This is a genomic window from Streptomyces sp. NPDC001903, from assembly GCF_042891345.1.
Taxonomy (GTDB): Bacteria; Actinomycetota; Actinomycetes; order Streptomycetales; family Streptomycetaceae; genus Streptomyces.
This window is the reverse complement of sequence record NZ_JBIASZ010000001.1, coordinates 66,757-86,779: the sequence shown is the minus strand read 5'-3', so window position 1 is coordinate 86,779 and position 20,023 is coordinate 66,757. Positions and strand designations below refer to the sequence as shown.

Sequence of the window (20,023 nt, the reverse complement as noted above, 5' to 3'; positions counted from 1 at the left end):
CACCCGGCGGGCGGATCAGGTGAGGCGGCGGTCCTCGGGGGTGATCGGGATGTCGTTGATGCTGGCCTCGCGGCGGCGCATCAGCCCGTTGTCGTCGAACTCCCACTGCTCGTTGCCGTGGCTGCGCCACCACTGGCCGCGGGCGTCGTGCCACTCGTACTCGAAGCGGACGGAGATCCGGTTCCCGGTGTAGGCCCACAGCTCCTTGCGGAGCCGGTAGTCGAGCTCGCGCTCCCACTTCTCGGCGAGGAACTCGCGGATCTCGTCCCGGCCGCTGAGGAAGCGGTCGCGGTTTCGCCAGAACGAGTTCTCCGTGTAGGCGAGGGCGACGCGCTCGGGGTCGCGGCTGTTCCAGGCGTCCTCGGCGGCCTGGACCTTGGCGCGGGCGGATTCCTCGGTGAAGGGGGGCAGGGGCGGGCGTACGGCGGCGGGGTCGGCCATGTCGGTCACCTCGGGTCGGTCGGGAGAGTTGAGAACGGTCGTTCTCGACCTTAGAGAACGACCGTTCTCGGCGCAAGCGATCCTGGGCTACGCTGCCTTCATGGACGACGAAGAGGCCACGACCCGGCTGCTGGACGCGGCGGAGGCGCTGTTCTACGCCGAGGGCATCCAGGCCGTCGGCATGGACCGCATCCGCACGGAGTCGGGCGTGCCGCTCAAGCGCCTCTACAAGGTCTTCCCGGCCAAGGAAGCCCTGGTCACGGCCTACCTCGACCGACGCGACCGGCGCTGGACGGAGAGCCTGCGCGGGGCGGTGGCGGAGGCAGCCGATCCGGCCGGGGCGGTCGAGGCGGTCTTCGAGTGGCTGGCGCGGTGGTTCGCGGAGCCGGACTTCCGGGGCTGTGCGTTCCTGAACGCGTACGGGGAGCTGGGCACCGCCGGCCCCGCCGGGGTGCTGGACGTCGTACGCCGCCACAAGGCGGAGCTGCGGGAGCTGCTGGCGGAGGCCGCCGGCCCCGGGCGCCGGGTCCTGGCGGACCAGCTGCTGATCCTGGTCGAGGGCGCGACGGCGGTCGCCGCCCTGGACCCCGGCCCTGAACCGGCCCGCCGCGCCGGGGCGGCGGCGTCGGCACTGATGCGGGCCGGGGGCGGGCCGGGCTAGGGGGTGTCGTCAAAGTAGCCGGGCGCCGCTGGACAGAAGGGACTTTGACGACACCCCTAGGCCGCGCCCGTGCCTAGTTGCCGCCGGCGGGGGTGGTGCGGGGGAAGGTGATCTCGACCCGGCGGTTCTTCTTGCGGCCTTCCTCGGTGCCGTTGTCGGCGATCGGGTAGTCCTCGCTGTAGCCGCGCACGTCGTAGACGATGCCGGGGCTGGTGACGGTCTTGGCCAACTCGGCCTGGACGGCGTCGGCGCGCTGCTTGGACAGTTCCTTGCCGTGCTCGTAGCTGCCCTGGTCGTCGGTGAACCCGAAGACCCTGACGCGGGTGGCCTTCTGCGTGTTGATCTCGTTGGCGATGGCCTGTATCCGGGCGGCGGCCTGGGCGTTGAAGACGGCGCTGTTCTCGGGGAAGAGCACCTCGGACTGCAGGGCCATCATGACGGTCTGATTGGTCTCCTGCCGCCGCTGCTCACCCCCGAGGTCCTCGACGACCTCGGCGATGTCCAACACCTTGATCGGAGCCAGGGTTCCACCCTGCGGGATCTTCAGACCGGGCGAGTTCGAGTCGATGGGCACGGGCGCGGAGGCCGAGGGCTCGGTGCCGGGTGGCACAGAGGGCTTGACCCCGTCGGCGTGGGCGCTCGTCGCGCCGATGAAGTGGGCCCCGGCGATGACGAGGCCGACGACGGCTGTGGATGCGGAGACGCGGTGGCGTTTATTCATGGGGGTCACCCGGAGATTTTGATGGTGGCCGTTGCGAAGGTGGGGAGGCTGAAGTCGACCTCCGCAGTGTTCGTCGGGGGCGCGGGGAACTGAACGAAGAACGGCATCGATTTGCCGGCCGCGATCGAGTTCACGCCTGTGGTGCACAGACACCTTCCTTCGGTGTCCCGCAGCACGTAGTAGCGCTTCTTGCCTGCCTTGTCGACCAAAGTGGCCCCCGCAACCGACTCGCCGCTGCTTGTGAGTTCGTTGCCGCGCCAAGCCGTTGTGTGGCTGAAGTCCTTGTCGCTGGTGTTCTTGAGTTGGCCGCTCACCGTCAGGAAGCCGCCTCCGTCGCGCTTCGCCTCATTGACTTCGAGGACAACCCCCTCCTCCCCGGCCGCCGTGGCAATCACGGCCGGTGGAGCTGAACTCTGCTTCCCGGGCGACGGCTCCTGCGGGCCATTCCCGGACGCGTTCGGAGCCGAGGAGGAGCTCTGCGCCGCCGTCGGCTTGTCGTCCCCGCCACACCCGGCCAATGTGAGGGCCAAGGCCGCCGCAACCGCAACGGCCGCTCCCCCGCGGACCTTCACCTTGTGCCGCATGCTCATCTACGCCGTTTCCTTGTCTCTCGTTCGCTGTCAGTCGACCAGTCGTACGCTGAAGAGTGCCCTCGCCACTTGTGACAACGAGCCCGGTTTTGCGGGATCCAAGGTGACGGTCTTCCCGCTGCACACGAAGGTGACACTGCCCTGCGCCGGTGAGGGCGACGGGCTTGGTGTCGGCGACGGTGTCGGTGTGGGAGCCGGGGTCGGAGCCGACCGCAGGGTGCATCGCGGTTCGATCAGGGCTGTGGCTGTGGCCTTGCCCTTCGTGCCGCTGGCGCCGGGCACGACCGAGTCTCCGACCGTGTCTTTGGTGGTGACCATCACGGTGAACTTCGGGGTGGCCGGTTCGCACGTCGCGTCGGCATTGTTCAGGGTGGCGAAATGGACGGCCTTCGCGCATGCGCCCGCTCCGTTGAGGAGATCGCCGTTGACGATTTTCTCCCAGTCGGAGGGCGTGAGGCTGAGCAGGTCGAGGCCCATGAATACGTTGTCCCTCGCTTCGCGCGCGGCTGCGAGCGCTCCGGCGTCCGCTGCACCCTGGGCGTTGCTGCGCGTCGCACCGGCCATCCCCACCGCGACGAACGCCAAGGCGGCGAAGAGCAGTCCAGCGACCGCCACGATGTAAATGGGGAAGGCCTGCCCTCGGTCACCAAGCCGATGGCCAGTCACTTGCCTGCCGTGATGGCGGTGATCTGGTCCTTGATCTTGTTGGTGATGCTCTGGCCGATGCCCGTGCCGACGATTGCGCCGATGATCACTACGACCACCAGGATGATGCCCAGGTATTCGAAGGCCGTCTGGCCTCGGTCCTGGGCGGGGTTGGTTCCGTACCGGTTCCGCATCCTCGCCAGGGTGTTCTGCAACATGGGGGTTTCCTCCCGGGCCGGTGGCGCTGTTGGTTTGCGGACCGTACGGGGAGTCACCGGTGATAACCAAGGGTCCCGGGGCCCAATTACGGACCCACTGCGCACTCCGTCTACCCATGGCCGCTCACCCCTGGACGGGCGGTTCCCAGCCAGCGCGCTATCGCCTCGCTGCGGCTCGTGCTCTGGAGCTTCGCGAAGATGCGGTTGATGTGGTTCTTCACCGTCTTCTCGCTGATGAAGCAGGTGGCCGCGATCTGCTGGTTGCTCATCCCGGACGCGATGAGATCCATGATCTCCACCTCCCTCGAACTCAGGCCGAAGAGAACCGAGTTGTGCAGTCGCTCAGGAGAGCGTGCCACACTTCGTTGCGGTTGCGAAGAGGTCCGGAGTTCCGCGAGGAGCGCGCTCGCCGCCGTTGGCGTGAAATGGGGCCGGCCCTCGCGGACGTCGCGGACCGCGCGGAGCAGGTCGTCGGGCGTGAACTCGCCGTGGACCAGGTAGCCGCCCGCGCCCAGCAGGAGCGCTTCTCGGACGACCTCCGATTCCTGGCTGTACGTCAGCATCAGTACGGGCGCCAGCTGTACGAGGTGCGGCAGGGCCGAGATGCCGTCGACGCCCGGCATGCGCACGTCCAGCAGGATCACGTCCGGGGCGTGCCTGCGGGTCAGGCTCAGGGCCTCGCGGCCGTCCGCCGCCTGGGCCGCGACCTCCATGTCCTCGGCCGTCGCCAGCAGTGCGGCCAGGCCCGCCCGCACCACCGGGTTGTCGTCCGCGATCAGGACGCGGAGCACGGTCATGGGCTCCCCTCCCCCGTGAGGGCCGCGAGCGGGAGGCCCAGGCGGATCTCGGTGCCGGGGCCGGACGGGCGCGGGCCGATCCGCAGGCGGGCGCCGATCGCCGCCGCGCGTTCCGTCATGCCGAGCAGGCCGTAGCGGCCCCCGCGGCTCAGGGCGTCCGCCGGGAGTCCGCGGCCGTCGTCCTCGACGGTCAGGGTGAGCTCCCCCGCGTCCGCGGCCACCGAGACCAGCACGTGCTCGGCTCCCGCGTGGCGGCGGGCGTTCTCCAGGGCCTCCGAGGTGATGGACAGGACGTGGTGCGCGACCGCGGAGGGGAACAGCGGCAGGACCCCCCGCGTGCGCAGCTCCGCCTCCGTGCCGACCAGGCGGCGGAGTTCGGCCGACAGCGCGACCCCCGGCGCCTCCGTCTCCCGCCTCAGGTCCGTCAGCAGCGCCCGCGACTGCGCCGCCGCCGCGCGGGCCGCGCCGGAGAGGGAGACGGCCTGGCGGCGCAGGGCCTGCGGGTCCGTGGTGCGGGCGAGGGCGTCCGCCGTCAGGGCCAGGCCGTGCAGGGTCTTCGCCACCGAATCGTGCATCTCGCGCGCCAGGTGGTCCCGTTCGGCGCGCACCGCCTCGGCCACCGCCAGCCGGGCCCGCGTCTCCGTCAGGGCCTGGCTCGCCGCGCCGAAGCGGAAGAGGAGGTCCCGCAGCGAGGCTCCGGCCGCGCCCGCCAGCAGGCACAGCACCGGCAGCGTCAGCCCGCCGGCCACGGCGGCCACGGCCACCGCCGCCATCGCCGCGTAGAGCGCCGAGCCGCGCCATCCGTGGACCAGCCCGGCCAGCAGCGGCGTGCAGAGCACGACGAGGCCGAGGGGCGAGGCGGGCCGCGCCGTGACCAGCAGCAGTCCGCAGCACGCCAGGTCGGGGGCCAGGAGCCACCGGTGGCGCAGCAGCAGCGGGCCGAAGCGCTCCCAGTCGCGGAAGAGCACGTACGAGAGCATGAAGGTGAGCAGGATCGCGCCGCCCACGAGGTACGTCGGCCCGCCGCCGGCCGTGCGGCCCAGCGCCAGCGGCGCGCCCAGGCCGATCATCACCATCCGGAACGCGAAGACGCGGCGGGAGAGTGCCTGCAGCGCACGGGAGCGCAGTGCCGGGGAGGGCTCCCCCGCCGTCCCCGCCCGTACGGCCGGCCCCGCCAGGGGGATGTGGAGGACCGCCATGGCTCACCCGCCCCCGAGCAGCGCGCCGAAGTCGACGTCCGCGCCGTACACGAAGCCGCAGACCAGCAGGATCAGCGTTCCGGGCAGCATGAACATGGTCACCGCGAAGGTGGCCTTCGGAACGGCCCGGGCCGCCCGGCGGCGGGCGTTCTGGGCGTCCGTGCGGCGCATGTCCTCGGCGATCGCGATCAGCGTGTCCACGATCGGCGAGCCCAGTTCCTCGCCCTGCAGCAGCGCGGTCACGAACTGCGCGACCTGCTCGGAGTCGTTGCGCCGCCGCAGCTCGTCGAAGGCCTGGCGGCGGCTGACGCCCATGTCCATCTGCTGGAGGGTGATCCGGACCTCGTCCGACCAGGGGCCCTCGTACTTGGCCGCGACCCGCTCCAGCGCCTGCCGGAAGCCGAGCCCCGCGCTCACCACGACCGCGAGCACGTCCAGGAAGTCCGGCAGCGTCCGCTCGATGTGGTCGCGGCGGACCCGGATCGCCGACCACAGGCCGACCTCGATCCAGAACAGGCCGAACGCGATCATCAGCAGGGCCGGTACGAGCTGCCCGTTGATCAGCATCGAGAAGGCGCCGAGCGCGCCCAGGAACCCGTAGACCGCGCGGCGCGCCGCGTACCGGTCCATGGTCAGGCCGGCCGGATTGCCCGCCAGGTCGATCTGGCGTCGCTTGCGGGCGACCCGGTTGGGTCCCATCAGGCGCAGGACGAGCGGCGCCCAGCGGATGCCCAGCCGGTCGACGGCCGAGCCGACGGCCGTCGTACGGGTGGCGCCGACCTCCAGGGCGAGCGCGAGGTCGCTCGGCAGCTTCACGTCGGCGCGGTAGAGGCGGATGCCGTGGAAGACGCCGAAGACCGACACCCCCAGCAGCAGCGCCAGCAGCAGAGCCGTCATGTCCGTCGCCCCCTCACACGTCGATCTTCGAGAGCCGGCGGATCAGGACGAAGCCCAGCGTGAAGAGTCCGATCGCCACCAGCACCGCCGTCTGGCCGATGAAGGCGCCGGTCATCCGGTCCAGCGCGCCGGGCATCATCGCGTTGACCAGCAGCAGCGAGCCGAGTCCGATCGCCGGTACCAGATAGGCCGTCACGGTCACCTGGGAGAGCTGGGTGCGGACCTCGCGCCGTGTCTCCTTGCGCTGCTCCAGCGTGACGGTGAGGTTGCGCAGGCTGCCGACGATCGCGCCGCCCGCCCGCGCGGAGAGCACGAGCGTCGACACCAGTACGACCAGTTCCCGCGAGGGCAGCCGTTCGGCGATCTCGCCCAGCGCCTCCTCGATGGAGTGGCCGACGGCGAGACGGTCGGCGACGCGCGAGAGCTCCTCGCCCGCGGGCGCCTCCAGTTCCTCGGCCGCCATCGCGATGGCCGTACGGAGGGCCAGCCCGGCCTGGGTGGCGTTGGCGAGGATGCGGGCGAGCTCGGGCAGCTGGTTGATGAAGCGCTCGTTGCGGCGCGCCCGCTGCCAGTTGAGGAAGGCGTCGGCCGCCCACAGGCCGATCAGGGCGGCCACCGGGCCGAAGAACGGGGCCAGGAAGCTCGCCGCGACCAGCCAGGTCCCGGCGACCGACGTCAGCACGTAGACGAAGAACTCGCCGGGGGTGAGGTCCAGGCCGGTCACGGCCAGCTTCCGCTCGATCCGCTTGCCGAGCGCGGTCCGGCGCAGGCGCCGGTCCACCCCGGCGAAGCGGCGCCGGCGGCCCGGCGGCTCCGGCGCGCCGTCGGCGGCGAGGCGGTCGATGAGGGCGGCGCGCTGGGCGCGGCCGGCGGCGTACGCCTGGACGCCCGCGACCACGAGGACGCAGGCCAGCAGCGTGACGCCGAGGGTGAGGAGGATCAGTGGGTTCACAGGACGGTCCGGGTGATGCGGGTGGCGAGCTGGTCGTCGGACATGGCGACCCCGAAGGCCTGTGGGATCGGCTGGTTGTTCATGTAGAGGCGGTCCGCGATCCGGCGCGGCAGGGGGTAGTACTCGAAGTAGCCGTGGACGCGGCCGTCGGCGCCCATCGGCTGGGCGGCGAACCGGCAGACGGTGGTGATGCGGAAGGGCTCGCGGCCGTGGGAGTCGAGGATGGCGATCTCGGTGAGTCGGCGCGAGCCGTCGCCGAAGCGGGTCAGCTGGACGACCACGTTCACCGCGCTGTTGATCTGGTCCTGGAGGGCCTCGAAGGGGACCTCCACCTCGGACATCGAGGCGAGTGTCTGCAGGCGCATCAGCGCGTCCTCGGCGCTGTTCGCGTGGACGGTGGCCAGGGAGCCGTCGTGGCCGGTGGACATCGCCTGGAGCATGTCGAGGGTCTCGCCGCCGCGGACCTCGCCGACGATGATGCGGTCGGGGCGCATGCGCAGGGAGTTGCGTACGAGGTCGCGGATGGTGATCCGGCCCTTGCCCTCCACGTTCGCCGGGCGGGATTCGAGGCGGATGACGTGCGCCTGCTGGAGCTGGAGCTCGGCCGAGTCCTCGATGGTGATGATCCGCTCGCCCTCCGGGATCAGGCCGGAGAGGGCGTTGAGGAGCGTGGTCTTCCCGGTGCCGGTGGCCCCGGACACGATGAGGTTCATCTTCGCCTGGACCAGCCCGGACAGCAGCAGGAGCATCTGCTCGTCCAGCGAGCCCAGGCCGATCATCTCGTGCAGGGTGAACGCGCGCGGGAAGCGGCGGATCGTGAGGGTGGCGCCGGTCAGGGACAGCGGCGGGATGATCACGTTGACGCGCTCGCCGCTGGGCAGGCGGGCGTCGACCATCGGATTGGCCTCGTCCACCCGCCGGTTGACGGTGGAGACGATGCGCTCGATGGTCTGCATCAGCTGCTCGTTCGAGGCGAAGCGCAGGGGCAGCTGCTCGACGCGGCCGGCCCGCTCGACGAAGATCTGGTCCGGCCCGTTGACCATGATCTCGGAGATCGAGGCGTCTTCGAGGAGCGGTTCGAGCACGCCGAGGCCGAGCGCCTCGTCCACGACCCGGCGGATCAGCTGCGCCCGCTCGACGGTGGACAGGACCGGGCCCTCGCGGCTGATGATGTGCCCGAGTACCCGCTCCAGCCGGGCGCGGCGCTCGGCGGGCGCGAGGGCCGACATCTCGGCGAGGTCGATCTCCTCCAGCAGCTTGGCCCGGTACGCGGAGACCAGCCGGCCGTCCTCGCGGGGACTGTGCCGGTCGTCGGGGGTGTTGACGCGGGAACGCAGGCTCATGGTGCGCTCACCCCTTCGGATCGTCGTTGGGCATGACGGCCGTGCGCTCGGCCGTGATGGAGTCCAGGCCGGGCACGATGGACCTGACCGTGATGTGGGCCGTCGCCGTGACGGCGTCGGTCGACCGGTCGATGTCGATGACCGCGAGCGAGGCGAGGCTCGGCCGGATCGCCGCCTTGCCGGCCGCCTCCCCGCCCTCGCCCCTGCGGGCCTCCACGCGGGCCGCGGTACGGGCGGCGGTGTCCGCCTGCTGCTCCACGTACGCGACCCAGCCGAGCTGGATCCCGCAGAGCGCGACGAACAGCAGGATCGGGATGAAGCCGATGTACTCCAGGGCGACTTGGCCCCGGTCCCGGTCTCGTTTCACCTCAGTCCTCCTCTTCCTTCGCGGAGCCGCCCTCGCCCGTGATCGGGATGCCGATGTCGAGGCCCGGGAAGAAGACCGGGAGGTTGAGCTTCACGGTCGCCTTGTAGACGTCGCCCGCCTCACCGCACTCCACGCCCATGTTCCAGGCGCCCCCGACGTGACGCCGGGCTGCGGCGTCACACGCCCCGCCGCCGTGCACCGCGCCCACCCGCGCCGCCTCGTCCGCCGCGTTGCCCGCCAGGGAGAACGCGTACCCGATCAGTACGCACTCCCACACCGCCGCCACGAGCAGCAGGATCAGCGGCACCATGCCGACGAACTCGACCGCCACCTGGCCGCGATCGCCCCGGCCGCGCCCGACGGGTCTGCGCGCGGACATCCGTCAGCCCTCCCGGCCGCGGCGCAGCCGCGCCACCGGGCCCGCGGCCCGTATGGCGAGGGCCGCGCCCGGGGTCCCCGCGGCGGCGGCTTCGGGCTCCCCCGCGGACGGGGGTGTCAGCAGGCCGAGTTCGCCGGCCAGCGTCCACAGCGCCTGCTTCACGCTGGAGCGGTTGTCGAGGTCCTGCACCCGGCCCGCGTCCACCACCGCCTGGAGCTCCTTGAAGGCGGCCGGGACCGGGGTCCGGGTGGCCCGGGTCTTCGTGATCTTCTCGATCAGCGCGGGCTGGATCTCCGTGTGCTTGCTCCAGCGGTTGACCACCATCGCGGTGTCCTCCGCCTTGCGGACCTGGAGCCGCTCCCACATCCGGACCAGCCGCTTGGCGGCCCGTACGCAGACCACGTCGGGCGTGGTGACCAGGACCGCCACGTCCGCCATCTCCACCGCGGCGGCGTTCGCGCCGGTCACCTGGGTGCCGCAGTCGATGACGACGAGCTCGTAGCGGCTGCGCAGGGCGCCGACGATGTGCCGGGCTGCGCGTTCGTCGACCTCCTCGCCCCGCTCGCCCTCCGCCGGGGCCAGCAGCAGCGCGAGCCCGGTGCGGTCCTCGTACACCGCGTCCTGGAGCACGCGCGGGGAGATGTCGTGGATCCCGGCGAGGTCGGCGATCGAGCGCCGGAACTGCACGTCGAGGTACGAGCCGACGTCCCCGGCCTGGAGGTCCATGTCGACCAGGGCCGTACGCCGCCCCGAGGCGGCAGCGGCCAGCGCGAACTGCACGGCGGTGAAGGTGGTGCCGACGCCGCCCTTGGCCCCGGTGACCGTGACCACCTTGCCGCCGGGGCCGGTGAACACGTCGGCTCCGCGGCCCAGGTGGCGGCGTACGCCGACCGACCACTGGGCGGCGGCCTGGACGCGGGCGGCCAGTTCCTCGTAGGCGAGCGGCAGCCCGATCAGGCCCCGCGCGCCCGAGTCCATGGCGGCGGAGAAGACGGCCGGTCCGGCGTCCGAGGACACCAGCACCACGCCCACCGCCGGGAAGCGGAGCGCGACCTCTCGGATGAGGTCGAGCGCGGGCACCGGGCCGATCCGCTCGTGGACCAGGACCACCTCGGGCAGTTCGTCGATGGATTCGGCGGCCAGCCGCCCCAGGGTGTCGAGCAGCGTGGTGGAGTCGGGGACCGGGGCGCCCGGCTCGGCGGCCGGGAGCTGGCTGAGGAGGGTGGAGATGGCGCGGGCGGCGTCCGGGTCGCCGGCCGCGGGGAGGATTCGGGTGGTCATCCGGGCCTCACTTGTCCCCGTCGAGGGTGTACGTACGGTCGCCCGGGCCGGGCGCGGAGTCGGTGCCGGGCGCCACCAGGGCCAGGCGTACGTGCTCCGCGAAGGACTCGGCGTACGCGACGCGCTGGGTGTCCTTGGTGTTCAGGGCGAAGGTGATCGGGACCGCCTCGGCTGGGCCCTTCTTGTCGCCGTCCTTGTCGAGGGCGGTGAGCTTGCCGACGTTCAGGACGCGGGCGTTGGCGACGATGATCACCGAGCGGGAGGGCTCGGTGTCCTTGGCCCCCTTGAAGGTGGCGATGATGTTGACCTTGGCGCCGGAGTAGATCTTTCCCGCCACGCCGGTCGCCGCGTCGATCATGATGGCGATCTCCTGCTCCCCCGGCTGGAGCTGCGGCTTGTCGACGAACATGTCCGACTGGAGCAGCGAGCCCTTGCGCAGGGTGGTGAGCGCGATCTTGTCCTTGAGCCGGCCGAGGTCGGTGACGGCGGTGTCGGACAGCCAGCGCTTGGGGATGGAGACCTCCTCGAACTGGCCCGCCGACAGCGGGCTGTACGGCGGGATGTCGCCCTTGGCGCGATAGGCGGTGACCTCGGCCCCGACCTTGGAATTGACGTCGCCGATCACCACGAGGACCCCGCCGAACGCCGCGAGGGCGCACAGGACCGACAGGAGCAGCAGGATGACGCCGCGGCGCTGGCGTGAGTTCATGGGCCGTACTACCTCGCCGTTCTTCGATCGTTCAGCCGGTCAGTGTCTTGGTCTGGGGACGCCGGCGAAGGCCGACGGCGCCGTCCGCCCGCCGGTCTCGGCCGGTGGCGGGGCGGCCAGGGGGGCGGCGCAGAAGCCACAGCGGTCGCCGATGAGTTCGAGGCCGCACCAGTGGCACTCCTCGCGGCGTACGGAGGCGACCAACTGGTAGAGCACGGACGGGTCCGGGATGGCGGCGGCGAACTCGACCAGCTTCGCCGTGGCCCACCAGACCGGCGAGTCGGCCGGGAGCGGGTTCTCCATGACGCCCTGGACCCGCCAGGCGGGGGCGAGTTCGGCCGCCACCCAGTCGGAGGCGAGCTGGCCGCGCGCGAAGGTGAGGTGGGTGGCGTACGCCGGGCCGGGCGGCAGGGCGCCGCCCCCGGCGTGCGCGCCGCCGCGCCCACCGGAGCCGGTCAGCTTGACCAGGTGCGGGGCGGGGTGGGCCAGTACGGCGAACTGCGCGCTCGGCGACCAGGAGCGGGCGTGCGCCTTGAGGCCGACCGGGACCCGGTCCAGTTTGGCGACCGAGCCGAGCAGGGCCCCGGCGTGGATGTAGTGGGACAGCAGCCGGGCCGCGGAGGCGATGACTCCGGGGCTGAAGTCGCAGACGCTGAGCTGGCGCAGCTGACGTACCAGCAGGGCGGTGGCCAGCGGCGGCAGATCGATGTCGAGGAGGGCGATCCGGTCGGTCTCCAGGATGCCCCGTACGGTGTGCAGCCGCTGGACGGTCGCGGTCGGCAGCCAGGGCGGTACGACGGCCACGAGGTGGCCGTGGCGCTCCAGCAGGGCGCTCGTCTCGGCGAGGGCGCCCGCGAGGTCGAGCTGTCCGGGCGGGTGCAGGACGACGGCCGGCGGTGTGTGCCGGTCGGGGGCCGGCAGCACCAGATCGGCGCTGGTGACGGCAATGGCGGTCGGCACGCGAATCCCCCTGTTCACCCCGTACGCCCCATACGTCGGCGCCGCCGTCGCGTACGCGCACCCCTGCGCGACCGCAAACGATCGGCGCCCTTCCCCCTTGCCCCAGCACCATATCCGCGTCGTCCCTGGCAGGGCAGGGCCTTGGTAATTCCCGTACCGGCGGCCCCGGTCACAGGTGGCGGGAAACCCGGACATCCAGGATCGGACGGCCGATGAATTCAAGCCACATTGCAAAGAGTCTTGACAGCGGGATTGGTCTGGACCAACTTGGGGCCCACGCGGCGACGCGCCGACGGGGTTCCCCCCACCCACCGCCCCGGGTGCGTTCGTTCACCAGTTCCACTTCCCCCTTCACATCCCCTTCTCCCCCCACGGAGACCACGTGAACCGCATACGCTCGCTCGCCCTGCTGGGCGCCGCCACCCTGACCGCAGGCGGCCTGACCGCCCTCGCCGCCGGCTCCGCCCAGGCCGCCGACATCAACGTCGTCCGCAACGGAGGCTTCGAGTCCGGTCTCGCCGGCTGGACCTGCACCTCCGGGAGCGGGGCCGTCGTCTCCTCGCCCGTCCACGGCGGGGCCGCCGCCCTCAAGGCCACCCCGGCGGGCCAGGACAGCGCACAGTGCAGTCAGACCGTCACGGTCAAGCCGAACTCGACGTACACGCTCAGCGAGCAGGTGCAGGGCTCGTACGTATACCTCGGCGTGACCGGGACCGGCACGCAGGACGTGTCCACCTGGACCCCCGGATCGGGCGGCGGCTGGCAACAGCTCTCCACCACCTTCACCACGGGCGCGAGCACCACGCAGGTCACGGTGTGGACGCACGGCTGGTACGGGCAGCCCGCGTACGTCGTCGACGACTTCAGCGTCTTCGGGCCGGACGGGGGCGGCGGCACCGACCCCGGCCCGTCCGTCCCCGGCGCCCCGGGCGGGACCGCCGTTTCCGGCCAGAGCGCGAACGGGCTCACCCTTTCGTGGAACGCGGTCAGCGGGGCGAGCGGCTATTACGTCTATCAGGACGGAGTCCGCGTCAAGACCGTGTCCGGCTCCCCCGCCCAGATCACCGGGCTCGCCGCCGCCACCTCGTACTCCTTCCAGGTGAGCGCGTACAACGCGGCGGGCGAGGGCCCGAAGTCGGCGGCGGTGACCGGCACGACGACCGGCGGCGGCAACCCGAACCCGAACCCCTCGGTCCCCAAGCACGCCCTGACGGGCTACTGGCAGAACTTCAACAACGGCGCGACCGTCCAGAAGATCTCCGACGTCCCGGCCCAGTACGACATCATCGCGGTCTCCTTCGCCGACGCCACGACCACGCCCGGGGCCATCACCTTCAACCTCGACTCGGCGGGCCTCGGCGGATACACCGTCGCGCAGTTCAAGTCCGACATCGCCGCGAAGAAGGCTGCCGGCAAGTCCGTCATCCTCTCGATCGGCGGCGAGAAGGGCACCATCTCGGTCAACGACTCGGCCTCCGCGAACAACCTGGCGAACTCCGCGTACGCGCTGATGCAGGAGTACGGCTTCAGCGGGATCGACATCGACCTGGAGAACGGCCTCAACCCGACCTACATGACGCAGGCGCTGCGCTCGCTGTCCGCCAAGGCCGGATCCTCGCTCGTGATCACGATGGCCCCGCAGACCATCGACATGCAGTCGACGACGGGCGGCTACTTCAAGACGGCGCTGAACATCAAGGACATCCTGACCGTCGTCAACATGCAGTACTACAACAGCGGCTCGATGAACGGCTGCGACGGCAAGGTCTACGCGCAGGGCTCGGTGGACTTCCTCACCGCGCTGGCCTGCATCCAGCTGGAGGGCGGGCTCGACCCCTCGCAGGTGGGCATCGGCGTGCCGGCCTCACCCAGCGGGGCGGGCAGCGGCTACGTCTCCCCGACCATCGTGAACAACGCCCTGGACTGCCTGGCCAGGGGCACGAACTGCGGTTCCTTCAAGCCGTCGAAGACCTATCCGGGGCTGCGCGGCGCGATGACCTGGTCGACCAACTGGGACGCCAAGGCGGGTGGCGCTTGGTCCAACTCGGTGGGTCCGAAGGTTCACGCCCTGCCCTAGGCGGTACGTGTGGGGGTGGCCGTCCCGGCGGGTGGCCCGGCGGGCCGCCACCCCGGCGGATCTGGCCGGAATGGAGTCCTTGACCGGGACATGCCAGAAGAGCACGCTGTGCGCGTCCGCACGGCTACCCCCACACTCCCACCCAGGAGAACGCATGCGGCTCCACACACGACGCAGGGCCGCCGTCACGGCGGCCCTGCTCGCTCTCGCGCTCGGCGCGCCCGCCTACGGCATGAGCGCGACGGCGGCCCCGCCCCCCACCCCCTCGACGGCCACCCAGGACGAGGCGATCGTCCAGTACGAGGTCAAGGGCCCGGCCACGGCGGCCGAGCGAACGGCCCTGCTCCGTACGGGCGTCTCGATCGACGAGGTCGACGCCCGCTCGGTCGTCGTCAGCGCCGACCCCATGCAGGCCAAGGAGCTGCGGGCGCTCGGCTACAAGCTGACCGCCCTGCCCGGCCCGCCGGACCGCTCCGAGCGGGGTGTCGCGGCGAGCCCGATGGACTTCCCGTCCAAGGACTCGATGTACCACAACTACGCCGAGGCCAACACGGAGATCGACCAGCGCATCGCCCAGTACCCCTCGATCATGAGCAAGAAGGTGATCGGGAAGTCGTACCAGGGCCGGGACATCGTCGCCATCAAGATCAGCGACAACGTCGCGACCGACGAGAACGAGCCCGAGGTGCTCTTCACGCACCACCAGCACGCCCGTGAGCACCTGACCGTCGAGATGGCGCTCTACCTGCTCAAGGAGTTCGGCTCCAAGTACGGCACCGACTCGCGGATCACCAACATGGTCAACGGCCGCGAGATCTGGATCGTGCCGGACCTCAACCCGGACGGCGGCGAGTACGACATCGCGACCGGCTCGTACCGCTCCTGGCGCAAGAACCGGCAGCCGAACTCCGGCTCCTCGTACGTCGGCACCGACCTGAACCGGAACTGGAACTACAAGTGGGGCTGCTGCGGCGGCTCCAGCAGCAGCAAGAGCTCCGAGACCTACCGCGGCGCGGCCGCCGAGTCGGGCCCCGAGGTGAAGGTGGTCGCGGACTTCGTCCGCAGCCGCGTGGTCGGCGGCAAGCAGCAGATCACCGCCGCCATCGACTTCCACACGTACAGCGAGCTGGTGCTGTGGCCGTTCGGCTGGACGTACAACGACACCGCGCCGGGCCTGACGGCCGACGACCTCGCCGTGTACAAGACCATCGGCACGAGCATGGCCAACAGCAACGGCTACACGCCCGAGCAGTCGAGCGACCTGTACATCACGGACGGGACGATCGACGACTGGCTGTGGGGCAACCAGAAGATCTTCGCCTACACCTTCGAGATGTACCCGTCCGAGTCGGGCGGCGGGGGCGGCTTCTACCCGCCGGACGAGGTGATCGACCGCGAGACGGCACGCAACCGCGACGCGGTGCTGCAGCTGCTGGAGAACGCGGACTGCATGTACCGCTCGATCGGGAAGCAGTCGCAGTACTGCACGTGATCCGGGACCGGATCGGGGCGCCCCACCGCCAGGGGGGCGCCCCTCGCCGTGCCTACGGCCTCATCCGAGGACGGCGAGGGCGTCGATCTCGATGAGGAGGCCGGCGGGGAGGCCCACGTAGACCGTGGTGCGGGCGGCCGGGGCCTCCTTCAGGCCCTGCTCCTCGAAGTAGGCGTTGTAGAGGGCGTTCATCTCGGCGAAGTGGTCCGTGTCGGTCAGGTAGACGCGGATCATCATCACGTCGTCCCAGCCCGCGCCGCCGGCCTCCAGTACCGAGCGGACGTTCTCCAGCGTCTGGAGGGTCTGCTCGCGCAGGGTCGGGCCGGCGGGGGTGGGTGCCTGGCCGTCCACGTGCGGGAGGAAGCCGACCTGGCCGGCGACCTGGAGGATGTTCCCCTTGCGCACGCCGTGCGAGAAGCGGGCCGGCGGGGTGGTGTGGGTGTCGGGGGTGATGGCGGTCTTCTCGGTCACGGGGTGTCCTCGTCGTCGTGCGGGGAGTGCGGGGCGTGCGGGGCGTGCGGGGAGCCGGAGTACTCCCGGCTGATGGTGTCGGCGGTGCGCAGGACCAGGGGCAGCAGTTCGAGCAGCCCCTCGGCGGTGACGACCACGCTGGGCGCGGAGACGGACAGCGCGGCGACGGCCCGCCCGTCGGGCCCGCGCACGGGCGCGCCGAGGCAGTTGACGGACTCCTCGTGCCCGCCGAGATCGGTGGCCCAGCCCTGCTCCCGTACGCGGTCCAGCTCGCGCAGGAAGGCCTGTGCGTCGGGGGTGGAGCGGGCGGTGTGGCGGGGGTAGTCGATGCGCTCGGCGAGGGCCCGCCGCTCGGTCTCGGGGAGGTCGGCGAGGAGCAGCTTCGCGACGGCGGCGACGGTGAGGGGGACGGGCCGGCCGATGCGGGAGTACATGCGGACGGGATAGCGGCTCTCGACCTTGTCGATGTACACGACCTCGTCGTCCTGGTGGATGGCGAGGTGCACGGTGTGGCCGGTGAGGCGGTTGAGCTCGACGAGGTGGGGGTGGGCGACGGTGCGGACGTCGAGGCTCTCCACGGCCTCCGCGGCGAGCGCGAAGAGCTGGGCCCCGAGGCGGTAGCGGCCGTCGGGCTGGCGGTAGACGAACCCGTGCTCGTGCAGGGTGCGCAGGAGGCGCAGCGCGGTGCTCTTGTGGACGCCGAGCTCCTCGGCCACCTCGCCGAGCCCCGCCGCGCCCTTGGCGAGCAGCGGCAGGATGCCGAGTGCCCTCTCCACCGACTGGCTCACGCCGCGCCCTTCCCTGCTGCCGCCGTCACCGGCGCCACCGCCGTACGGAACCCGTACACGCGACCGGCCGTTGACCCCTCGTACGCAGGATGCTAGACAGCAAGCAGCACAACACGCAACGCACGTTGCAGCATATGCAACGCAAGGAGGAATCCGCATGGGCAGCGACGCAGTCCGACGGCTCGCCGACGAACCGCTCGACCACCGGTTCAAGGGGCTGCCGCCCGACGCCGAGCGGGCGGGCCTCACCGTCGGGCAGCTGGCCGCCGAGAAGCGGGACCTCCACACCGGCGGGTTCACCACCCCCGTCCTGACCCTCGACGCCGAGGCGCTGGAGCACAACCTCACCGCCCTCGGCACCTACGCCGCCCGCCACGGCCTCGCCTTCGCCCCGCACGGCAAGACCTGCATGGCACCGCAGCTCTTCCGGCGCCAGCTCGACCACGGCGCCTGGGGCATCACCGCGGCCGTCCCCCACCAGGCCCGCGTCTACCGCGCCTTCGGGATCGAGCGGATCTTCCTCGCCAACGAGCTCGTCGACCCGGCGGCGCTGCGCTGGGTGGCCGACGAGCTCGCCGCCGACCCCGGCTTCCGCTTCGTCTGCTACGTCGACTCCGTCCGCGGGGTCCGGCTGATGGACCGGGCCCTGCAGGGACGGTCCCAGGTCATCGACGTCGTCGTCGAGCTCGGGGCCGGCGAGGGCGCCCGTACCGGCGCGCGGACCGACGAGGACTGCCGGGCCGTCGCCGACGCCGTCGCCGAGGCCGCCACCCTGCGCCTGGTCGGCATCGCCGGGTACGAGGCCGAGGTCCCCGGCGCCGACCCGGAATCCGTCCACGCCTACCTGCGCCGGATGACCGCGCTCGCCGTCGAGTTCGACCGGGCCGGGCGGTTCGCCGCCGACCTCGACGAGATCGTCGTCAGCGCCGGCGGCTCCGCCTGGTTCGACGCCGTCGCCGACGTGTTCGCCGAGCTCCCGGAGCTGTCCCGGCCGGTGCTCAAGCTGCTGCGCTCCGGCGCCTACGTCTCGCACGACCACGGCTGGTACACCCGTCTGACCCCCTTCAACCGCGTCCCGGAGGAGGGTGGCCTGCGCCCCGCCTTCCGGCTCTGGACGCAGGTCGTCTCCCGCCCCTCGCCCACGCAGGCCTTCGTCAACGCCGGCAAGCGGGACATCGCCTACGACCTCGGCCTGCCCGAGGCCGAGCTGGTGCGCGACGCGCTGACCGGCGAGGAGCGCCCGGCCGCCGGGGTCCGCGTGGTCAAGCTGTCCGACCAGCACGCCTGGCTGGAGACCGGGGCGGAAGAGGACGTCCAGGTCGGCGACTGGGTCGCGCTGGGGATGTCCCACCCCTGCACGATCTTCGAGAAGTGGCCGCTGATCCCGGTCGTCGAGGCCGACGGCACGGTCACCGACTACGTCCGCACCTTCTTCTAGCCGAGCCGCGCCGGTGGACCTGGTCATCCGCGGGGCCCGCGTCGTCGACGGCACGGGCGGGCCCTCGTACACCGCCGACGTGGGCGTCCACGAGGGCCGGATCGCCGAGGTCGGCCGGATCCGCTCCGGCGGCCGGCACACCGTCGACGCCCACGGGCTCGCCCTGGCGCCCGGCTTCGTCGACATGCACGCGCACAGCGACCTCGCCCTGCTCCGCGACCCGGACCACAGCGCCAAGGCGGCGCAGGGCGTGACCCTCGAAGTCCTCGGCCAGGACGGGCTCTCGTACGCCCCCGTCGACGACCGCACGCTCGCCGAGGTGCGGGCGGCCATCACCGGCTGGAACGGCTCGGGCGAGGACGTCGACTTCGACTGGCGGGACGTGGGCGGGTACCTGGACCGGCTCGACCGCACCGGCATCGCCGTCAACGCCGCGTACCTCGTCCCCCAGGGCACCGTCCGCGCGTACGCCCTCGGCTGGGGCGACCGCCCCGCCTCCCCCGCCGAGCTCGACCGGATGCGCACGCTCGTCGCCGAGGGCCTCGCGCAGGGCGCGGTCGGCATGTCCTCGGGGCTCACGTACACCCCCGGCATGTACGCGTCCGGCGCCGAACTGGCGCAGCTGTGCCGGGTGGTGGCCTCGTACGGCGGCTACTACTGCCCGCACCACCGCTCGTACGGGCGCGGCGCCCTGGCCGCGTACGCCGAGATGGTCGCGCTGGCCCGGGAGGCCGGCTGCGCGCTGCACCTCGCGCACGCCACCATGAACTTCGCGGAGAACGAGGGCCGGGCGGGCGAGCTGCTCGCCCTCCTCGACGGGGCCCTGGCCGCCGGGGCCGACATCAGCCTCGACTCGTACCCGTACACCCCCGGCTGCACCACCCTCGTGGCGCTGCTGCCCGGTTGGGCGAGCGAGGGCGGGCCGCGGGCCGTGCTCGCGCGGCTGCGCGACGACGCCGAGGCCGAGCGGATCCGGTACGCGCTGGAGGTGACCGGGTCGGACGGCTGCCACGGCGTCCCCGTCGACTGGGCGACCATCGAGATCGCGGGAACGGCGGACCCGGCGCACGGGGCGTACGTGGGCACGCGCCTGCGGGACTGGGAGGGCGCCCGGCGGCTGCTGCTGGCGGACCGGCTGGGGCCGACGATCCTGCAGCACGTGGGCCACGAGGAGAACGTCCGGGCCATCATGCGCCACCGGGTCCACACCGGCGGCTCCGACGGCATCCTCCAGGGCGCGAAGCCGCATCCGCGGGCGTACGGGACCTTCCCGCACTACCTGGGCCACTACGTGCGCGAGCTCGGCGTGCTCTCGCTGGAGGAGTGCGTGGCCCGTCTGGCGGGCCGTCCGGCGGCCCGACTGCGGCTGGCCGACCGGGGGTTGGTGCGCACGGGGTACCGGGCCGACCTCGTGCTCTTCGATCCGGACACGGTCGCGGCCGGGTCGACGTACGAGAACCCGCGCGTGCTGCCGGCCGGCATCCCGCACGTGCTGATCGACGGGCGGTTCGTGATGCGGGACGGGCGCAGGACGGACGTCCTGGCGGGGCGGTCGGTCCGCAGGGCTCCGTACAGGGGCCGTTGAAGGGTTCCGCCT

Annotated in this window: 22 protein-coding genes; 5 read left to right on the top strand and 17 right to left on the bottom strand. The window is 71.9% G+C overall.

What is annotated here, in order from left to right; all coding sequences use genetic code 11:
• Positions 1-15: 15 nt before the first annotated feature.
• Complete coding sequence (locus ACFYZS_RS00415; RefSeq protein ID WP_389005289.1) at positions 16-441, bottom strand: nuclear transport factor 2 family protein; 426 nt, start codon at positions 439-441, stop codon at positions 16-18.
• Positions 442-541: 100 nt separating this feature from the next.
• On the opposite strand from ACFYZS_RS00415, the gene ACFYZS_RS00410 reads away from it, so the two are divergent.
• Positions 542-1,102, top strand: a complete 561-nt coding sequence (locus ACFYZS_RS00410; RefSeq protein WP_389005287.1) for a TetR/AcrR family transcriptional regulator — start codon at positions 542-544, stop codon at positions 1,100-1,102.
• Positions 1,103-1,175: 73 nt separating this feature from the next.
• Here the strand turns inward: ACFYZS_RS00410 and ACFYZS_RS00405 are convergent, their stop codons facing one another.
• From ACFYZS_RS00405 to ACFYZS_RS00340, 14 genes are all read right to left on the bottom strand, one after another.
• The gene (locus tag ACFYZS_RS00405) at positions 1,176-1,823 is read right to left on the bottom strand and encodes an OmpA family protein (protein ID WP_389006249.1); all 648 of its coding nucleotides are present in this window, start codon (positions 1,821-1,823) and stop codon (positions 1,176-1,178) included.
• A gap of 5 nt (positions 1,824-1,828) precedes the next feature.
• Positions 1,829-2,413, bottom strand: a complete 585-nt coding sequence (locus ACFYZS_RS00400) for a hypothetical protein (RefSeq protein WP_389005285.1) — start codon at positions 2,411-2,413, stop codon at positions 1,829-1,831.
• Positions 2,414-2,443: 30 nt separating this feature from the next.
• The gene (locus tag ACFYZS_RS00395; protein ID WP_389005283.1) at positions 2,444-3,079 is read right to left on the bottom strand and encodes a pilus assembly protein TadG-related protein; all 636 of its coding nucleotides are present in this window, start codon (positions 3,077-3,079) and stop codon (positions 2,444-2,446) included.
• Positions 3,076-3,276 carry a hypothetical protein gene (locus ACFYZS_RS00390; protein WP_389005281.1) on the bottom strand — a complete coding sequence of 67 codons (201 nt, stop codon included), beginning with the start codon at positions 3,274-3,276 and terminating at the stop codon, positions 3,076-3,078. Before ACFYZS_RS00390 ends, ACFYZS_RS00395 begins: the two co-directional genes overlap by 4 nt.
• Positions 3,277-3,386: 110 nt before the next feature.
• Positions 3,387-4,073 carry a response regulator gene (locus tag ACFYZS_RS00385; RefSeq protein WP_389005279.1) on the bottom strand — a complete coding sequence of 229 codons (687 nt, stop codon included), beginning with the start codon at positions 4,071-4,073 and terminating at the stop codon, positions 3,387-3,389.
• Positions 4,070-5,272, bottom strand: coding sequence for a sensor histidine kinase (locus ACFYZS_RS00380; RefSeq protein WP_389005277.1), 1,203 nt, complete (start codon positions 5,270-5,272; stop codon positions 4,070-4,072). Before ACFYZS_RS00380 ends, ACFYZS_RS00385 begins: the two co-directional genes overlap by 4 nt.
• A gap of 3 nt (positions 5,273-5,275) precedes the next feature.
• Entirely contained in the window at positions 5,276-6,169 is an 894-nt protein-coding gene (locus ACFYZS_RS00375) for a DUF5936 domain-containing protein (protein WP_389005275.1), read from the bottom strand.
• A gap of 13 nt (positions 6,170-6,182) precedes the next feature.
• The gene (locus ACFYZS_RS00370) at positions 6,183-7,121 is read right to left on the bottom strand and encodes a type II secretion system F family protein (RefSeq protein ID WP_389005273.1); all 939 of its coding nucleotides are present in this window, start codon (positions 7,119-7,121) and stop codon (positions 6,183-6,185) included.
• Positions 7,118-8,464, bottom strand: a complete 1,347-nt coding sequence (locus tag ACFYZS_RS00365) for a CpaF family protein (RefSeq protein WP_389005271.1) — start codon at positions 8,462-8,464, stop codon at positions 7,118-7,120. The genes ACFYZS_RS00370 and ACFYZS_RS00365 overlap by 4 nt, the downstream gene beginning before the upstream one ends.
• A 7-nt stretch (positions 8,465-8,471) precedes the next feature.
• A complete protein-coding gene (locus ACFYZS_RS00360) occupies positions 8,472-8,831 on the bottom strand; it encodes a TadE/TadG family type IV pilus assembly protein (RefSeq protein WP_389005269.1) in 360 nt (119 codons plus the stop codon).
• A gap of 1 nt (position 8,832) precedes the next feature.
• On the bottom strand, positions 8,833-9,210 hold the full coding sequence (locus tag ACFYZS_RS00355) for a TadE/TadG family type IV pilus assembly protein (protein WP_389005267.1): 378 nt from the start codon (positions 9,208-9,210) through the stop codon (positions 8,833-8,835).
• A gap of 3 nt (positions 9,211-9,213) precedes the next feature.
• Positions 9,214-10,491 (bottom strand): CpaE family protein, encoded by a 1,278-nt coding sequence (locus ACFYZS_RS00350; protein WP_389005265.1) that lies wholly within the window; start codon positions 10,489-10,491, stop codon positions 9,214-9,216.
• Positions 10,492-10,498: 7 nt separating this feature from the next.
• The gene (cpaB, locus tag ACFYZS_RS00345; protein ID WP_389005263.1) at positions 10,499-11,200 is read right to left on the bottom strand and encodes a Flp pilus assembly protein CpaB; all 702 of its coding nucleotides are present in this window, start codon (positions 11,198-11,200) and stop codon (positions 10,499-10,501) included.
• 39 nt (positions 11,201-11,239) lie between these two features.
• The gene (locus ACFYZS_RS00340) at positions 11,240-12,160 is read right to left on the bottom strand and encodes a hypothetical protein (RefSeq protein ID WP_389005261.1); all 921 of its coding nucleotides are present in this window, start codon (positions 12,158-12,160) and stop codon (positions 11,240-11,242) included.
• A 382-nt stretch (positions 12,161-12,542) separates the two neighbouring features.
• On the opposite strand from ACFYZS_RS00340, the gene ACFYZS_RS00335 reads away from it, so the two are divergent.
• Positions 12,543-14,237, top strand: coding sequence for a chitinase (locus ACFYZS_RS00335; RefSeq protein ID WP_389005259.1), 1,695 nt, complete (start codon positions 12,543-12,545; stop codon positions 14,235-14,237).
• Between the two features lie 154 nt (positions 14,238-14,391).
• Positions 14,392-15,729: a M14 family metallopeptidase gene (locus ACFYZS_RS00330; protein WP_389005257.1), complete on the top strand. Its 1,338-nt coding sequence runs from the start codon at positions 14,392-14,394 to the stop codon at positions 15,727-15,729.
• A 60-nt stretch (positions 15,730-15,789) separates the two neighbouring features.
• Here ACFYZS_RS00330 and ACFYZS_RS00325 read toward each other — a convergent pair whose 3' ends face one another.
• Both ACFYZS_RS00325 and ACFYZS_RS00320 read right to left on the bottom strand, forming a co-directional pair.
• On the bottom strand, positions 15,790-16,200 hold the full coding sequence (locus ACFYZS_RS00325; protein WP_229336741.1) for a RidA family protein: 411 nt from the start codon (positions 16,198-16,200) through the stop codon (positions 15,790-15,792).
• Positions 16,197-16,988 carry an IclR family transcriptional regulator gene (locus ACFYZS_RS00320; RefSeq protein WP_389005254.1) on the bottom strand — a complete coding sequence of 264 codons (792 nt, stop codon included), beginning with the start codon at positions 16,986-16,988 and terminating at the stop codon, positions 16,197-16,199. Before ACFYZS_RS00320 ends, ACFYZS_RS00325 begins: the two co-directional genes overlap by 4 nt.
• A gap of 157 nt (positions 16,989-17,145) precedes the next feature.
• Here ACFYZS_RS00320 and ACFYZS_RS00315 point away from each other — a divergent pair, with 157 nt between their 5' ends.
• On the top strand, positions 17,146-18,426 hold the full coding sequence (locus ACFYZS_RS00315; protein WP_389005252.1) for an amino acid deaminase: 1,281 nt from the start codon (positions 17,146-17,148) through the stop codon (positions 18,424-18,426).
• Positions 18,427-18,439: 13 nt separating this feature from the next.
• The gene (locus ACFYZS_RS00310) at positions 18,440-20,011 is read left to right on the top strand and encodes an amidohydrolase family protein (protein ID WP_389005250.1); all 1,572 of its coding nucleotides are present in this window, start codon (positions 18,440-18,442) and stop codon (positions 20,009-20,011) included.
• Positions 20,012-20,023 lie beyond the last annotated feature (12 nt).